The organism is Amycolatopsis plumensis, assembly GCF_042652605.1.
In the GTDB taxonomy this organism is placed as follows: Bacteria; Actinomycetota; Actinomycetes; order Mycobacteriales; family Pseudonocardiaceae; genus Amycolatopsis; species Amycolatopsis plumensis.
Window position 1 is genome coordinate 3,309,145 of record NZ_JBHSJY010000001.1, and the last position, 15,064, is coordinate 3,324,208.

A 15,064-nucleotide genomic window follows, 5' to 3' on the forward strand; every position below is an offset into this window, starting at 1 on the left:
CAACCGTCTTGGGAGCGCTCCCAGTCGCCGTTCGGACTGTGGACTCTTCGCCGTACGCTCGTCAAGCAATGTGTCTCGTGAGTTGCTGGTTTCACTCGGTTGGTCCAAGGGTGCGTCCGTATCGGATCGCGCGGGCTTGGCTGCATTGCGTAACCGGTCTGGACCAGTACGACGCCCTCACCGAGCAGTGGTCCGGACTGCCCGCCACGCTCCGTGGTGCCCCTTCCGTAATTGGTCTGGACCACGTAACGTTTGCGCAAACGGCGCAAAACACCGCCCTGGTCCCCGCCGGTGGTGTTGGTGTCCGCCGTCCTGCACCTGGCTCAAGGGAGAGCGATGTCCAGAAAGAGATGGCACCTCCTCGGTCTTTTCACCGCGGTCGGCGCGCTCGCGGTCGGGATCGTCACCGTGCCGGCGAGCGCCGCCGGTGGCGTCGGCGCCGCCTTCAGCAAGGGCTCCGACTGGGGTACCGGGTACGAAGGCAAGTACACGATCAACAACGGCTCCGGCGCGACGCTGCCGAGCTGGACGGTCGAGTTCGACCTCCCGAGCGGCGCGAAGATCGCGTCGCTGTGGGACGGCAGCTACACCGCGTCCGGCCAGCACGTCACGGTCAAGAACACCTGGAACGGCAACGTCGGCAACGGCTCGAGCGTCAGCTTCGGCTTCAACGTCAGCTACTCCGGCACCTACTCGGCCCCGGCGAACTGCAAGCTGAACGGCGGCTCCTGTGACGCCGGCGGCGGCACCCCGACCACCACGCCGACCACGCCGACGCAGCCGACCACCACCCCGACGACGCCGACCACGCCCACCACCCCGACGACCACGACGCCGCCCCCGCCGGGTGGCCTGAAGAACGTCGGCTACTTCGTGCAGTGGGGCGTCTACGGGCGCAACTACCACGTCAAGAACATCGAGACGTCCGGCTCGGCGAGCAAGCTGACGCACATCAACTACGCGTTCGGCAACGTCAAGAACGGGCAGTGCACGGCGAACGACGACCCGTACGCCGACTACCAGAAGACCTACGACGCCTCGACGAGTGTCGACGGCGTCGCCGACACCTGGGACCAGCCGGTCGCGGGCAACTTCAACCAGCTGCGCAAGCTGAAGAAGCTGCACCCGGGCCTCAAGGTGATCTGGTCGTTCGGCGGCTGGACCTACTCGGGCGGCTTCGGCCAGGCGTCGCAGAACGCGGCCGCGTTCGCGCAGTCCTGCTACAACCTGCTGAAGGACCCGCGCTGGGCCGACATCTGGGACGGCATCGACATCGACTGGGAGTACCCCAACGCGTGCGGCCTTTCCTGTGACACCAGCGGTGCCGCGGCCTACAAGAACCTGATGGGCGCGCTGCGGGCGAAGTTCGGCTCGTCGTTCCTGATCACCGCGGCGATCTCCGCCGACGGCAGCAACGGCGGCAAGCTCGACGTCGCCGACTACGGCGGCGCGGCGCAGTACATCGACTGGTACAACGTGATGACGTACGACTACTTCGGCGCCTGGGCCGCGCAGGGCCCGACGGCTCCCCACTCGCCGCTCACCAGCTACAACGGCATCCCCACGCCGGGCTTCTACTCCGACGCGGCGATCCAGAAGCTCAAGAGCAAGGGCGTTCCGTCGAGCAAGCTGCTGCTGGGCATCGGCTTCTACGGCCGCGGCTGGACCGGCGTCACGCAGGACGCGCCGGGTGGCACCGCGACCGGCGCCGCCCCGGGGACGTACGAGGCCGGCATCGAGGACTACAAGGTCCTCAAGAACACCTGCCCGTCGACCGGCACCATCGCCGGCACCGCGTACGCCAAGTGCGGCAGCAACTGGTGGAGCTACGACACGCCGTCGACGATCAACGGCAAGATGTCCTACGCCAAGCAGCAGGGTCTCGGCGGCGCCTTCTTCTGGGAGCTGACCGGTGACACCACCAACGGTGAGCTCATCACCGCGATGAAGAACGGCCTGTCATGAGGCGCCGGTGGTTGCCCGCGCTCGGGCTGGCGGCCGCGGCCGCCACGATCGGCGCGATGGTGGTGATCGCTCCGGCGAACGCGGCGGGCGGCGTGTCCGCGACCTTCTCGAAGGGCTCCGACTGGGGCACCGGGTACGAGGGCAAGTACACGATCGCCAACGGCTCGGGCTCGACGTTGCCGAGCTGGACGGTCGAGTTCGACCTGCCCAGCGGCGCGAAGATCTCGTCGCTGTGGGACGGCAGCTACACGGCGTCCGGCCAGCACGTCACGGTCAAGAACACGTGGAACGGCAACGTCGCCAACGGCGGTAGCGCGAGCTTCGGGTTCAACGTGGCGTACTCCGGTTCGTACGCCGCGCCGTCGAACTGCAAGCTGAACGGGGGTGCGTGCTCCGCCGGGGGCCCACCCCCCACGTCCACGACGCCTCCTACGACGACGACCCCGCCGACGACGACCACGCCGCCCCCGCCGGGTGGCCGTGGCGCGCCGTACCTGTACATGGGCTGGGGCAGCCCGCCGAACCCGCAGACGGTGATGAACGCGACCGGGATCAAGTGGTTCACCATGGCGTTCATCAACGCCTCCGGTGGCTGCAACCCGGCGTGGGACAGCAGCCGTCCGCTGCAGGGCAGCGCCGACGCCACCGCGATCTCGCAGATCAAGGCGGCGGGCGGCCAGGTCGTCCCGTCGTTCGGCGGCTGGAGCGGTAACAAGCTGGGCCCGAACTGCTCGACCCCGGAGGCGCTGGCCGGCGCGTACCAGCAGGTCATCAACGCCTACGGGCTCAAGGCGATCGACATCGACATCGAGAACTCCGACGAGTTCGAGAACGAGGCCGTGCAGGACCGCATCCTGAACGCGCTGAAGATCGTCAAGCAGAACAACCCGGGTATCCAGACGATCCTGACCTTCGGCACGTCGACGACCGGCCCGAACTACTACGGCAACCGGCTCATCGACCAGTCGAAGGCGCTGGGTGCGAACGTGGACGTGTTCACGATCATGCCGTTCGACTTCGGCGGCGGCGCGAACATGTACAACAGCACGGTGAGCGCGGCGAACGGCCTGCGTGACAAGCTGAAGTCGACGTTCGGGTGGTCCGACGCCACGGCGTACGCCCACCTCGGCATCTCGGGCATGAACGGCCTGTCCGACCAGCAGGAGCTGACCGATCTGTCGACGTGGACCCAGATCACCAACTGGGCCAAGTCGAACAAGATCGCGCGCCTGGCGTTCTGGTCGGTCAACCGCGACCGGGGCTGCCCCGGCGGCGGCGTCCAGTCGGCGTGCAGCGGCATCGCCCAGAACGACTGGGACTTCACGAAGGTGACAGCGGGCTTCTGACGCTGTCTTGAGTGGCCTCCTTGCCGGCTCCCCGGGCCGGCAAGGAGGCCGTTCTCATGCCATCTTCACGGCGTCACCGATCGCCTGGTCCAAAATGGACAGGCCCAGCGCGATCTCCTCTTCGGACGCCGTGAGCGGCGGCGCGATCCGGAACACCCCGCCCATCCCGGGCAGCTGCACGATGTTCATGTGCAGCCCGAGCTCGAGGCAGCGCTGCGTGACCCGCGCGCCCAGCTCGTCCGAACTCCGCTTGGTTTCCCGGTCCACCACCAGTTCGACGCCCGCCAGCAGGCCACGGCCGCGGATGTCGCCGACCACGTCGTGACGTCCGGCGATCTCCTCCAGACCCTGGCGCAGCAACGCACCCAGCTCCACCGCTCGCGCGTCGAGGCGGTCGCGGGTCAGCACGTCCAGCACCGTGTTGCCGACCGCGGCCGGGAGCGGGTCCGAAACGTGCGTCGTGAAGAACAGGAACCCGCGGTCGTGCGCCTCCTGCTCGATCTCCGCGCTCGTCAGCACCGCGGCCAGCGGCAGCCCGGCGCCGAGTGTCTTCGACAGCGTCAGGATGTCCGGGACGACGCCGTCGCGCTCGAACGCGTACCAGTTCCCGGTGCGGCACAGGCCTGTCTGGGCTTCGTCGAGGATCAGCAGCATCCCGCGTTCACGGCATTTTTCGGCCAGCGCGGCGAAGTAGCCGGGTGGCGGCTCGATGATGCCGCCGGAGCTGAGGATCGGCTCGACCAGGCACGCGGCCAGGCTGCCCACCGACTGCGCGTCGATCATCTCGAACCCGAAGTCCAGCTGCCGCCGCCAGTCCAGCGCGCCGGAAGCGTCGGTGAAGTCCGGGCGGTAGGCGTTCGGCGCCGGGATGGCGAAGTTGCCGGACGCGGCCGGGCCGTACCCGCGACGGCCCGCGCTGTAGGTCGCGCTCGCCGCCGCCTGCGTCATGCCGTGCCAGGAGCGGGCGAACGAGACGATCTCGTGCTTGCCCGTGACCAGCTTGGCCATCCGGACGGCGGCCTCGTTCGACTCGGCGCCCGTGGTCAGCAGCAACGCCTTTTCGAGCGGCGCCGGCAGCGTCTCGGCCAGCCGCCGCGCGAGGTCGACGACCGGGCGGCTGAGCATGCCGCTGAACAGGTGGTCGAGCTTGCGCACCTGCCGCTGGACGGTCTCGACGATCTCCGGATGTGAGTGCCCGAGGATCGCGCTCATCTGGCCGGACGTGAAGTCGAGGATCCGGCGGCCGTCCTCGGTGAAGACGAAACTGCCTTCGGCGTGGTCGATGATCTCGCGGGTGAAGGCGCCGCCGTAGCGCACGAGGTGCCGGTCGACGTCACCCCAGAAGGTGTCAGCCATGGCTTCGACGGTAAGTCTGCCGCGAGCGCCACGTCCATCTCACAATTCTGGCTTCGTTGTTCGGTTTTGCCGCACAATCGGTGGATGCTGAACCCCTGGCGCCTGCGCCTGCTGAGCCGGCTCGACACGCTGGGCACGGTCCGCGCGGTGGCGCAGGACGCCAACCTGAGCGCGTCGAGCGTGTCGCAGCAGCTGGCTGTGCTCGAAGCGGAGACCCGCACCCAGCTGCTGGAACGCACCGGCCGCCGGGTCCGGCTGACGCCGGCCGGCCTGATGCTGGCCCGGCGGGCGCGGGTGATCCTCGACCACATGGACACGGTCGAGGCCGAGCTGCGCAGCCTCGGCGAGGAGCCGGTCGGCCTGGTCCGGCTCGGCGCGTTCCAGAGCGCGATCCACACCCTGGCCGTGCCGGCGGTGACCCGGCTGGCGCACCCGCACCTCGAGGTCCAGCTCATCGAGCTGGAACCGCACGAAAGCATTCCCGCCCTGCGCGGCGGCGACGCCGACGTCATCATCACCACGACCGACTTCGTCGAGCTCCCGCTGGGCCCCGACCTCGACATCGTCCCGCTGGCGACGGACCCGATCGTGCTGGTGACGCCGCCGGAGGCCCCCCGCGGCCCGGCGGTCCTGTCGGCGTATGCGGACGCGGCGTGGGCGCTCGACATGCCGCAGTCGTACATGGCCAACCTGACGCTGCGCCTGTGCCGCGAATCGGGTTTCGAGCCGCGGGTGGTCTGCCGGTTCAGCAACTACCTGATGACGCTGCAGCACGTCGAGGCCGGGTTGTCGATCGCCTTGCTGCCGGGATTGGCGGTGGACCCGCGTTATCGCGTGGCCACGCGTGAGCTGGCCAGCCCGGTGACCCGCACGATCGTGGCGGTCACCCGCCGAGGCTCCCTGCCCCGCGCGGCGGTCAACGTGGTGCTGGAAGCCCTGCGGCAGCCGCCGGACCTGCCGGAGTGGGCAAGACTTCGGTCTTCTCCTTGACCGGCAGCTCCGGACTGGCACCCCAAGCCAGTTCGGTGACCACGCGCACCGCCGCCGGGACGGCTGTCCGGACCGCCGCCGACAGCCCGATCCCGCCGTCGACGCACGCGGGCTCGCAGCTCAGGACCAGGACGCGGCCCGCGTCGCCGCCCAGGAGGCGGAGGAGGCGGACGACCGAATCTCCCGGCAGGTCGTGCGTATCGATCGCCGAGGTGAGGGACAGCGTGCCCGGTGGGCTGCCGTGCGGGGTGGCGTCCAGGAGGATCGTCGTGTCGTAGCCGCCGGTCAGGTCGTACGCCAGGTGGACCGTGGCGATGTCGTAGTCGGCGATCTGCACCCACGGGGGCAGGCCCGCCCGGTCCAGTTCCCGGATCACTTCGACCCCGAAGCCGTCGTCGTGCAGGAAGACGTTGCCGATACTCGCGACCAGGACTCGTGGCCTCATTGCGCAACCTCCTGGGGTGCGCTCTCAGGCTAGAACTGTGAAGTGGATCACACAATAGGTTCGCGGTCGTCCTGCGCGGATTCCGCCCGCGCCAGCCACAACTCGGCCTCGTGCGCGGCACCCCGCGCCCGCAGCATCCGCGCCAGGCTGAGCATGCCCTGGACGTCGCCGGTCTCGGCGGCGCGGCGGAACCACTGCTCGGCCGCCGCCAGGTCCTCGCGGTGCTCGGCCAGGTGCCCCAGGTTGGTGAGCGCGGGGATGCTGCCGTGCTCGGCGGCCTTGCGGTACCAGGCCGCGGCTTCGCCCTCGTCGCCGCGGTTGCGGGCCAGCACGCCGAGGTTCGTCATCGCCGCCGGGTCGCCGCGCTCGGCCGCCTCCAGGTACCAGTTCTCCGCCTCGTCCACGTCGCCGCGGCGGTGCAGCAGCAGCCCGAGCCGGGTGATCGCCTCGACGTGGCCGCCGCTCGCGCCCTGGCGGTACCACGATTCGGCGTCGCCCGGCCGGCCCAGCCGCTCGGCCTGCCTGCCGAGTTGGCAGGTGGCCGCGAGGTCACCGGCCTGCACCGCGGATCGCCACCAGCGGGCGGCCTCGGCGGCCTGACCGCGGTCGCGCAGCACGATGCCCAGGTCGATCATCGCGCCGGTGAAACCCGCTTCGGCGGCTTGGCGCAGCCACGACTCGGCCTCTCCGCCGTGCCCGTCTTCGCGCAGCAGACGGCCCAGCGCGGCCATCGACGGCAGGTCGCCGGTGCGGGCCGCCTCGCCGTACCAGTGCCGGGCGTCGTCGCGCTTGCCCCGGCGCTCGCAGGACTTGGCCAGGTGCTGCATCCCGTGCGGCTCGCCGGCCAGCGCGGCCTCGTGGTACCAGCGCTCGGCTTCCTCCTGCGCGCCGCGTTCGGCGAGGAGGTGGGCCAGCGCCGTCATCGAGACGCGGTCACCGCCCATCGCGGCCTTGCGGTACCACGACTCGGCCTCGGACAGCTCTCCGCGCTCGCGCATCGCCTGACCCATCCGGGCCATGGCGACGACGTTGCCGCCCTCGGCGGCTTTGCGCTGGAAGAACTCGTCGAACTTCTTGAGCCGGCCGGGCATCGGCTGCTCCCTCCGGATGGGTCCTGCTCCGGTAGTCGCAGAAGATCGGCTCCCTGTGACACGTCTGCCGTGGGTGGGCGAGGTCACATTCGCGCCAGGTCGTCGTGTCGGCGCGGTTGTCCCGCGCCGGCAGAGGTGAGACTACGCCGCGCGACCGCGCAGGTGAGAGGAGAAAATCGTGGCGGCCCGAGGCTTTCGGCTGAGCGTGACGCAGCGAACCCTGCTGGTAATCGCGATTCTGGCCGTCGCGCTCTTCGGGTACTGGGCGACGAGGGGAGCGGGCGCGACCCCGCCGACGTCCGGCGCACCGGTGCCGGTCAGCGCGGCCGACGCGCAGAAGCAGCTCGACGAGCTGACCATCGCCGCGCGGACGTCCATGGACGGCTACTCCCGTGAAAAGTTCCCGCACTGGGACAGTCAGGGGTCCAATTGCGACACCCGCGAAGTCGTCCTCAAGCGCGACGGCAAGGACGTCCAGACCGACAAGGACTGCAAGGCGATCTCCGGGACGTGGACCAGCGTCTACGACGACGAGACCTGGACCAAGCCGACCGACCTCGACATCGACCACATGGTCCCGCTCGGCCAGGCCTGGGCGAGCGGCGCGAAGGCGTGGACGACCGAGAAGCGCGAGCAGTTCGCCAACGACCTGACCCGGCCGCAGCTGTTCGCCGTCACCGACAACGTCAACCAGCAGAAGAGCGACAAGGCGCCCGACCAGTGGAAGCCGCCGCTGGTCGCCTTCTGGTGCACCTACGCGACCGACTGGATCGTCGTGAAGCACTACTACGGGCTGACGATCACGCAGGCCGAGAAAACCGCCTTGACGGACATGCTGCGCCGCTGCTGAGCTGGCCCGCGTGACGACTTTCGCGCTCATCCACGGCGGTGGCGGCAGCGGCTGGGACTTCCACCTGCTCGTCCCGGAGCTCGAGGCCCGCGGGCACGACGCGGTCGCGCCCGACCTGCCGATCACCGACCCCGCGGCGGGATTGACGGAGTTCACCGAGACGGTGCTGGCCGCGCTGGGCGATCGCACGGACGTCGCCGTCGTCGGCCACTCGTACGGCGGGTTCACCGCGCCGCTGGTCGCGGCGAAGGTCCGGGCGCGGCTGCTGGTGTACCTGGCCGGGATGATCCCGGCGCCCGGCGAACCGCCGGGGCAGTGGTGGGGCAACACGGGCTTCGAGTCGCCGAAGGGCCTCACCGAAACCGAGCAGTTCTTCAACGGCGTCCCGGCGGAGCTCGCCGAGGCGTGCCAGGCGCACGGGCGCGAGCAGGTCAGCAAGGAGTGGGACGAACCCTGGCCGCTCCCGGCCCACCCGGACGTCCCGACCCGCGTCCTGCTGGCCCGCGACGACCGGTTCTTCGTCCCGGACTTCCAGCGGCGGGTGGCGCGCGAGCGCCTCGGCATCGAGCCGGACGAGCTCGACGGCCCGCACTGCGTGCCGCTCAGCCACCCGCGAGCACTGGCTGACCGCCTGGTGAGCTACCTGCTGCCGTAGCCGGTCGTGAGTGGTAAGGCGGGTTAGAACCCGCCTTACCACTCACGACCAGCCGCGGCAGGGCTGTCACCAGCGGTCGAGGTGCAGGACCTCTTCGAGCGGCTGGCGCGCCGCCGGCTTGAACGTCTCGCCCGTGTAGAACGCCGTCGGGATCAGGGCGGCCTGGTGGACGTTCTTCGGCAGCTCCAGCACCTCCGCTGCCTCCTGCTCGTACTTGAGGTGCAGTGTCGTCCACGCCGTCCCCAGCGTCACCGAGCGGGCCGCCAGCACGTAGCTCCACACCGCGGGCAGCAGGGACGCCCACAGCCCCGCCTGGTTCCCGGCCGGGAGTTCCGAGGACGCCGTCTCCAGGCAGGGGACCACCAGCACCGGGACGTCACCCATCCGGTCGGCCAGGTACGCGATGCTGTCGCCGACCCGCTGCTGGGCCCGGGCCCGCACCGGGTCGTCCGCGAACAGCTTGGCCGCGGCGTTCGGGGAGTCCAGGTACTCGTGGCACGCCCGGCGGTAGATCTCGCCGAGCGCGGCCCGCTGTCCCGCGTCGGTGACGACCAGCCACTGCCACCGCTGGGTGTTCGACCCGCTCGGCGCCTGGAGCGCGACCTGCACGCAGTGCTTGACCAGGTCGAGCGGCACCGGGCGCTCGAGGTCGAGGCGCTTGCGGACGGTCCGGGTGGTGGTCAGCAGCTCTTCGGGCGTCATCATCGGCCCATCATGCCGGGCTCACCAGCGGTCGTGCACCAGCGGCCGGATGAGCTCGTCGTAGGTTTCGCGGACGCCGGCCTGCGCTTCGGCGGACAACGGCGGAAGCGACGCCGCCGCCGTGTTGGCCTGGGCCTGCTCGGCGTTGCGGGCACCCGGGATGACCGTGCTGACGCCCGGCTGGTCGATGATCCAGCGCAGCGCGAACTGCGCGAGCGTCTGACCGGACGGTACGAGCCCGCGCAGCCGCTCGACGGCCTCCAGGCCGACCTCGTACGGCACGCCGGAGAACGTCTCGCCGACGTCGAACGCCTCGCCGTGGCGGTTGAAGTTGCGGTGGTCGTTCTCCGCGAACTTCGTGTCCGCGGTGTAGCGGCCGGACAGCAGGCCGGACGCCAGCGGCACCCGCGCGATGATCCCGGCGCCGGCCTCCACCGCCGCGGGCAGCACGCGCTCCAGCGGCTTGAGGCGCAGGCAGTTGAGGATGATCTGGACGGAAGCCACGTGCGGCCGCGCCAGCGCGGTCAGTGCCTCTTCGGCCGTCTCGACGCTGACGCCGTACGCCTTGATGCGGCCTTCCTCGACCATCGCGTCGAGGGCGTCGTACACCGCGTCGGAGGAGTACACCGGCGTCGGCGGGCAGTGCAGCTGGACGAGGTCGAGCGTGTCCACGCCGAGGTTGCGGCGCGACCGGTCGTTCCACTCGCGGAAGTTCGCGGCGACGTAGTTCTCCGGCACCTGCTCGACCCGGCGGCCCATCTTGGTCGCCACGAAGACGTCCCCGCGCTCGGCGAGGAACCGGCCGACCAGCCGCTCGCTGCGGCCGTCGCCGTAGACGTCGGCGGTGTCGAAGAAGGTGACACCGTTGTCGGCCGCCGCGTGCAGCACGGCCAGCGCGTCGTTCTCGTCGACCTCGCCCCAGTCCGCCCCGAGCTGCCAGCAGCCGAGCCCGACGACGGACACCTCACGGCCCAGGCGGGCGATCTTCCGGTTCTCCATGTCGCGATCCAAGCACACGCGGCGCGCCTATGATCGGCCGTCATGGCCATGACATCGGGTCCGGACGGGCTGGGGACCCGGATGCGGCACGTCCTCGAGATCTTCGAGACCGACATCGCGAAGTTCCTCGCCGACATCGGCCTCGACGACTACCGCCCGCGGTACTCGCCGGTGGTGCGGGCGCTGCTCGCCCGCGGCCCGCTGGCCATCCGCGACCTCGCCGCGGAGATCGGCGTGACGCATTCGGCCGCCAGCCAGACCGTCGCGCAGATGGCCCGGGCGGGGCTCGTCGCCCTCGAAACGGGCGCGGACGCCCGGCAGCGCATCGTGTCGCTCACCGAGAAGACGCGCGGCCTGCTACCGCTGATCGAGGCGGAGTGGACGGCGACGACCGAGGCGTCGGAGGCGCTGGAGGCCGAGCTGCCCTACCCGTTGCGCGGGGTGCTGGCGGCGATCGTCGAGGCGCTGGAGCGCAAGCCGTTCCGGCAGCGGATCGCGGAGACCGCCGCCGCGCGGGAGCTGCTGGAGCGCTGACTCAGGCGTCCGGCAGCGCGAAGACGGCCCAGACGTACTTGCCGCCGGGGCAGCGTTCGAAGCCCCAGTCCAGCGACAGCGCCTGGACCAGGACGAGCCCGCGGCTGCGGGCCTCGGCCGGCGACGGCGCCCGCAGCTCGGGCAGCATCCCGCCGGTGTCGTGCACCCGCAGCGTCAACCGGCCCGCGGCGTGCTCCAGCTCGAGCCGCTGGGGCCGTTCGCCGTGCTCGAAGGCGTTGGTGACCAGCTCCGACGTCGCCAGCAGGATGTCCTCGAGCGGCTGCTCCGGCACGCCGAGCCGGAGCAGCGCCGTCCGCACCTCGTGCCGCGCCAGCGCCGGTGCCGTGACGTCGGCCGGGAGGAGCACCCTCAGCGGGGCGGCCGCCGCGGCGGAACGCTGCGGCAGTCTCGACGTCGTCATCCGGTCCCCCTCCCAGTGAGTTCGGTCCGCCCGCCAAGTACCCACGCGGCGGATGGCCTAATCAGGTGCCGTCGGCCAGCTCGGATTCGTCCAGGCCGGACCGCAGCTTCTTCAGCGTCGCGGCCAGCAGCCGCGACACCTGCATCTGGGACACCCCGACGCGGCGGGCGATGTCCGACTGGCTCATCCCCGAGCCGAACCGCAGCGCGACGATCTTGCGCTCCCGCTCCGGCAGGCTCTCCAGCATCGGGCGCAGCGCCTCGCGCAGCTCGGCCTGGCCCAGCTCGGCGTCCGGAGCTCCGAAGCGCGTGTGCGCCGCGTTCTCCAGCAGGTGGTCCAGCGACGCGCCGTACCGGCCCTGGCCGGCGCGGAGGCCCTCGTAGACGTCCTCGATCGGCACCCCGAGCCGCGCGGCGATCTCACTCGGCTTCGGGGCGCGCGAGAGCTGCACGGTGAGCTCTTCGCGCGCGGCGGAGATGTTCGCGTTCAGCTCCTTGAGCCGCCGCGGCACCCGGACCGACCAGCTGTTGTCCCGGAAGTGGTGTCGCAGCTCGCCGGAGATGGTCGGCACGGCGAACGCCAGGAAGTCCGTCCCCTGTTCGGGGTCGAACCGGTCGACGGCGTGGATCAGCCCGACCGTGGCGATCTGGACCAGGTCCTCCATCGCCTCGTCGCGGTTGCGGAACTTGCGGGCCAGGTTCCGCGCCAGCTCCAGGTGCGCGCGCACGAGCGTGTCGCGGATGCGGTCGCGCTCCGGCGAGTCCGCCGGCAGGGCGGCGAGACGGCTGAACAGCGCGCCGACGTCGAGGTCGCCCCCGCTGCTCCCGGCGGGATCGCTCACGAGTCCGCCGCCTGGCTCTCCCGGACGAGGTCCACTCGCGACAGGTACCGGCCGTTCTCCGGGGTGATCGTGCGCTCGGCGGTCGTCGCGAGGGCGGTCAGCAGCTGCCACGACAGGCCGGCGTCGTCCTCGTGGTCGGCGCTGTCGGCCAGCACCGACACGGAGACCTCGATGCGCGGCCCGCTCCAGGAGAAGACGCACGTCAGGCGGCCGTCCGCGCTGGCGGGGAGCAGCAGCGAGCAGGCTTCGTCCACCGCCATCCGGAGGTCCTCGACGGCGTCGAGGTCGAAGTCCTGGCGCATCGCGATGTCGGCCACGATGGTCCGCAGCGTGGGCACGACGTGCGGGATCGCGGCCGTCCGCACCTCGATGACCTGCGCGCCTTCCGGGACGAGCGGGGCGTTGTCCTCCACGTTTGTTCCTTTCTCCGGCTCGCGCTCCAGGGGATCGGCGGTGTCTTCCACGCCCGGTCAGCGAGATGCCCGTGGTGTGAGCAAACCAAACCCGGGTTTGATCCGCTCCACCGGCGGGCATGTAGCGGTCGACGTGCTGATCCTGGGAAAGGCGGGGACGACATGGCTGACGTGAGCCGGCTGCCCAACGTGGTTGCCGAAGAGTGGGAATGGCAGCTGCGCGGCTCCTGCCGGGGTGCGGACAGCAGCCTGTTCTTCCACACGGACAACGAGCGGGGTTCGGCGCGTGAGCGGCGCGAGTCGCGGGCCAAGGCCATCTGCCAGACCTGTCCGGTTCTGGCCCAGTGCCGTACGCACGCGATGACCGTACAGGAGCCGTACGGCATCTGGGGCGGCCTTGGCGAGATCGAACGGCGGCAGCTCTTCCTGCGCCAGCGCCGGGCGGCGCGCAAGACGATGAGTGCGCACTGAGCAGAGCGCTGAGCAGGCAGGATTTGATCGTCGGTGAGCAGTACACGCGAAAGGGCGGCGGCCGTGGCGGGCGCGGTCGCATCCTGGGTTAGGGTTGGCCCCGGAGTTGCCTTGACCGTGCCCGGCGCGAGCTTTGGGAAGGCACGGTGACACGGTTGCCGCTTGAGACAGCAGGCGCGTACCCGGCGCAGGAGCAGCGCCTGACGAGGAGAAACTGCATGCCCGCAGCCGACCAGAACGCCACCCCGCCCGGGTTCGGCATCACGCTGGACACCGACGCGACGGAGCCCCGGGTGGTGGTCACCGGCGAGCTCGACCTGCTCACCAGCCCGCAGCTGCAGGAGGCCCTGGCCGGGCTGATCGCGGACAAGCGCGCGCAGCGGGTCGTGGCCGATCTGACCGGGGTGACCTTCTTCGATTCCTCCGCGCTGAACGTGGTGCTCCGCGCACAACGCCAGGCCGGCGAGCAGGACGTCGAACTCGCGGTCGTCCCCAGCCCCGCGGTGAGCCGCGTGATCGAGCTCACCGGCGTGGCCGAACACCTGAGCGTGTCGGAGGACCCCCAAACCTGACCGCCCGCTACGGTTCCGCGGACTGATTTTCGTTCGCGGACCTGGGGGACGGCACGATGATGGGGCGGACGCACGCCCTGACCGGCTGGTGCGCGGGCTTGGCCCTGGCGCCCGCGGTGGGGGCGGGTTCGGTGCACCAGGCGGTCGTCTTCGCGGCGACCACGGCGGGGTTCGCCCTGCTGCCCGACCTCGACCACCCCGGCGCGAGCGCGTCCCGCCTCCTCGGCTGGCTGACGGGCGCGTTGTCGTGGGTGCTGCGCCGCGTCTCGGCGGGCTTCTAGGCGCTGACGAAGGGCCCCCGGGACGAGAAGGTCTCCGGCAAGCACCGCCACCTCTCGCACACGGTCCTGTTCGCGGCCGGCCTCGGCCTGCTGACGTCGTGGGGCACCACGGAGGGCGGCCCCTGGGCCGTGGTGGGCGTGGTCGTCTTCGGGCTGATGCTGGCCGAAGGGGCACTGGGCGACTGGCTCCTCCCGGTGAGCGGGGCCGCGGTGGCGTGGTGGTTCTTCACGGCGCCCCCCGATCGGGCGGGTGAGCTGGAGTCCATTTCGGGCTGGCTCGGGATCGCGGTCGCGGCCGGGTGCCTGACCCACTGCCTGGGTGACGCGCTGACCGAAGCCGGGTGCCCGTTCCTGTTCCCGATCCCGATCGCGGGCGAGACGTGGTACGAGATCCGGCCGCCGCGCGTGCTGCGGTTCCGGACGGGCAAGAAGGTCGAGAAGCGGCTGATCTTCCCGGTGTTCGCGCTGCTCGGGGTGCTGTTGGTGCCGGGGGTGTGGGACCACACGGTGAGCACCTTCGAGCGGCTGTTCATCCCGCCGTCGAGCCAGCGGGCGACCACGCCTTGAGCCGTTCGGCCGCCGCGGCCGTGTCGGTGTAGTCGCGGGAGTGGGTGATCAGGCCGTTTTGGACGGTCAGCACCATGACGTAGAAGACGGCGAACGCGAGCCGATGTGGACTACTCCGCGGTTTGCGGCGAATGCGGCTTGACACCTCGCTCCGAACCGCTCGAGGAGCTCCCGAACTTCGCCGCCGCCGAAGTGTCCGGGTAGTCGCGGTACGACGTGATCTCCCCGCCGGCGACCGTCAGGATGCCCACCGACGACGGGAACTCCACCCCCGGCCCCGAAACCACCAGCTCCACGACGAACCCCGACTCCGCCAAAGTGGTCGTGACCTGCGCCTTCGTCAGCCCCGCCGACCGCGCCCGGACACCCCCGGCCGCCAGCGTGGCCACCACCGCGTCGCGGCCTTCGATCCGTTCCCCGAGGAAAGGCACCTCGTACACCGCATCAGCGGCGAAAAGACCAGCGAACGGCGTCACGTCCAAAGCGGACAACCCGTCTCGGACCAACTCGGCAACCTCGGACACAGTGGGCGGCATCGGGATTCTCCTGGAAGACTGGGCGTTGA

18 protein-coding genes and 1 pseudogene are annotated in these 15,064 nt (G+C 70.7%); 9 read left to right on the plus strand and 10 right to left on the minus strand.

What is annotated here, in order from left to right; all coding sequences use genetic code 11:
* The first annotated feature begins 336 nt into the window (after window positions 1–336).
* Window positions 337–1,965, plus strand: a complete 1,629-nt coding sequence (locus tag ACFPLC_RS15780) for a glycosyl hydrolase family 18 protein (protein WP_378197118.1) — start codon at window positions 337–339, stop codon at window positions 1,963–1,965.
* On the plus strand, window positions 1,962–3,311 hold the full coding sequence (locus ACFPLC_RS15785; RefSeq protein ID WP_378197115.1) for a cellulose binding domain-containing protein: 1,350 nt from the start codon (window positions 1,962–1,964) through the stop codon (window positions 3,309–3,311). Before ACFPLC_RS15780 ends, ACFPLC_RS15785 begins: the two co-directional genes overlap by 4 nt.
* A 54-nt stretch (window positions 3,312–3,365) precedes the next feature.
* Here ACFPLC_RS15785 and ACFPLC_RS15790 read toward each other — a convergent pair whose 3' ends face one another.
* Window positions 3,366–4,667 carry an aspartate aminotransferase family protein gene (locus ACFPLC_RS15790; RefSeq protein ID WP_378197112.1) on the minus strand — a complete coding sequence of 434 codons (1,302 nt, stop codon included), beginning with the start codon at window positions 4,665–4,667 and terminating at the stop codon, window positions 3,366–3,368.
* A gap of 84 nt (window positions 4,668–4,751) precedes the next feature.
* Between ACFPLC_RS15790 and ACFPLC_RS15795 the strand changes: the two genes are divergently transcribed.
* Window positions 4,752–5,657, plus strand: coding sequence for a LysR family transcriptional regulator (locus ACFPLC_RS15795; RefSeq protein ID WP_378197109.1), 906 nt, complete (start codon window positions 4,752–4,754; stop codon window positions 5,655–5,657).
* Here the strand turns inward: ACFPLC_RS15795 and ACFPLC_RS15800 are convergent.
* Window positions 5,584–6,102 (minus strand): hydrogenase maturation protease, encoded by a 519-nt coding sequence (locus ACFPLC_RS15800; RefSeq protein ID WP_378197106.1) that lies wholly within the window; start codon window positions 6,100–6,102, stop codon window positions 5,584–5,586. The two genes, ACFPLC_RS15795 and ACFPLC_RS15800, sit on opposite strands and share 74 nt — an antisense overlap.
* A 47-nt stretch (window positions 6,103–6,149) precedes the next feature.
* Window positions 6,150–7,193 carry a tetratricopeptide repeat protein gene (locus ACFPLC_RS15805; protein WP_378197103.1) on the minus strand — a complete coding sequence of 348 codons (1,044 nt, stop codon included), beginning with the start codon at window positions 7,191–7,193 and terminating at the stop codon, window positions 6,150–6,152.
* A 178-nt stretch (window positions 7,194–7,371) separates the two neighbouring features.
* On the opposite strand from ACFPLC_RS15805, the gene ACFPLC_RS15810 reads away from it, so the two are divergent.
* On the plus strand, window positions 7,372–8,043 hold the full coding sequence (locus ACFPLC_RS15810) for an HNH endonuclease family protein (protein WP_378197100.1): 672 nt from the start codon (window positions 7,372–7,374) through the stop codon (window positions 8,041–8,043).
* Between the two features lie 10 nt (window positions 8,044–8,053).
* Entirely contained in the window at window positions 8,054–8,698 is a 645-nt protein-coding gene (locus ACFPLC_RS15815; RefSeq protein ID WP_378197097.1) for an alpha/beta fold hydrolase, read from the plus strand.
* A gap of 66 nt (window positions 8,699–8,764) precedes the next feature.
* On the opposite strand, the gene ACFPLC_RS15820 is transcribed toward ACFPLC_RS15815, so the two are convergent.
* Entirely contained in the window at window positions 8,765–9,403 is a 639-nt protein-coding gene (locus tag ACFPLC_RS15820) for a nitroreductase family protein (protein ID WP_378197094.1), read from the minus strand.
* Between the two features lie 18 nt (window positions 9,404–9,421).
* A complete protein-coding gene (locus ACFPLC_RS15825; RefSeq protein ID WP_378197091.1) occupies window positions 9,422–10,399 on the minus strand; it encodes an aldo/keto reductase in 978 nt (325 codons plus the stop codon).
* A gap of 42 nt (window positions 10,400–10,441) precedes the next feature.
* On the opposite strand from ACFPLC_RS15825, the gene ACFPLC_RS15830 reads away from it, so the two are divergent.
* On the plus strand, window positions 10,442–10,933 hold the full coding sequence (locus ACFPLC_RS15830; protein ID WP_378197089.1) for a MarR family winged helix-turn-helix transcriptional regulator: 492 nt from the start codon (window positions 10,442–10,444) through the stop codon (window positions 10,931–10,933).
* A gap of 1 nt (window position 10,934) precedes the next feature.
* Here ACFPLC_RS15830 and ACFPLC_RS15835 read toward each other — a convergent pair whose 3' ends face one another.
* From ACFPLC_RS15835 to ACFPLC_RS15845, 3 genes are all read right to left on the minus strand, one after another.
* Window positions 10,935–11,354, minus strand: a complete 420-nt coding sequence (locus ACFPLC_RS15835) for an ATP-binding protein (protein ID WP_378197086.1) — start codon at window positions 11,352–11,354, stop codon at window positions 10,935–10,937.
* Window positions 11,355–11,415: 61 nt separating this feature from the next.
* Window positions 11,416–12,195, minus strand: coding sequence for a SigB/SigF/SigG family RNA polymerase sigma factor (locus tag ACFPLC_RS15840; protein WP_378197083.1), 780 nt, complete (start codon window positions 12,193–12,195; stop codon window positions 11,416–11,418).
* Complete coding sequence (locus ACFPLC_RS15845) at window positions 12,192–12,608, minus strand: ATP-binding protein (protein ID WP_191312550.1); 417 nt, start codon at window positions 12,606–12,608, stop codon at window positions 12,192–12,194. The genes ACFPLC_RS15840 and ACFPLC_RS15845 overlap by 4 nt, the downstream gene beginning before the upstream one ends.
* Before the next feature lie 162 nt (window positions 12,609–12,770).
* On the opposite strand from ACFPLC_RS15845, the gene ACFPLC_RS15850 reads away from it, so the two are divergent.
* The 3 genes and pseudogenes from ACFPLC_RS15850 to ACFPLC_RS15860 all read left to right on the plus strand — a co-directional run bounded on the left by ACFPLC_RS15850 (window position 12,771) and on the right by ACFPLC_RS15860 (window position 14,499).
* Entirely contained in the window at window positions 12,771–13,079 is a 309-nt protein-coding gene (locus ACFPLC_RS15850; RefSeq protein WP_378197079.1) for a WhiB family transcriptional regulator, read from the plus strand.
* Window positions 13,080–13,297: 218 nt separating this feature from the next.
* Window positions 13,298–13,651 carry an STAS domain-containing protein gene (locus tag ACFPLC_RS15855; RefSeq protein ID WP_378197076.1) on the plus strand — a complete coding sequence of 118 codons (354 nt, stop codon included), beginning with the start codon at window positions 13,298–13,300 and terminating at the stop codon, window positions 13,649–13,651.
* A 59-nt stretch (window positions 13,652–13,710) separates the two neighbouring features.
* A pseudogene (locus ACFPLC_RS15860) lies at window positions 13,711–14,499 on the plus strand (metal-dependent hydrolase).
* Here the strand turns inward: ACFPLC_RS15860 and ACFPLC_RS15865 are convergent.
* Both ACFPLC_RS15865 and ACFPLC_RS15870 read right to left on the minus strand, forming a co-directional pair.
* Complete coding sequence (locus tag ACFPLC_RS15865; protein ID WP_378235831.1) at window positions 14,462–14,644, minus strand: nuclear transport factor 2-like protein; 183 nt, start codon at window positions 14,642–14,644, stop codon at window positions 14,462–14,464. The pseudogene ACFPLC_RS15860 and the gene ACFPLC_RS15865 overlap by 38 nt on opposite strands.
* On the minus strand, window positions 14,610–15,035 hold the full coding sequence (locus tag ACFPLC_RS15870) for a nuclear transport factor 2 family protein (protein ID WP_378235832.1): 426 nt from the start codon (window positions 15,033–15,035) through the stop codon (window positions 14,610–14,612). The genes ACFPLC_RS15865 and ACFPLC_RS15870 overlap by 35 nt, the downstream gene beginning before the upstream one ends.
* Window positions 15,036–15,064 lie beyond the last annotated feature (29 nt).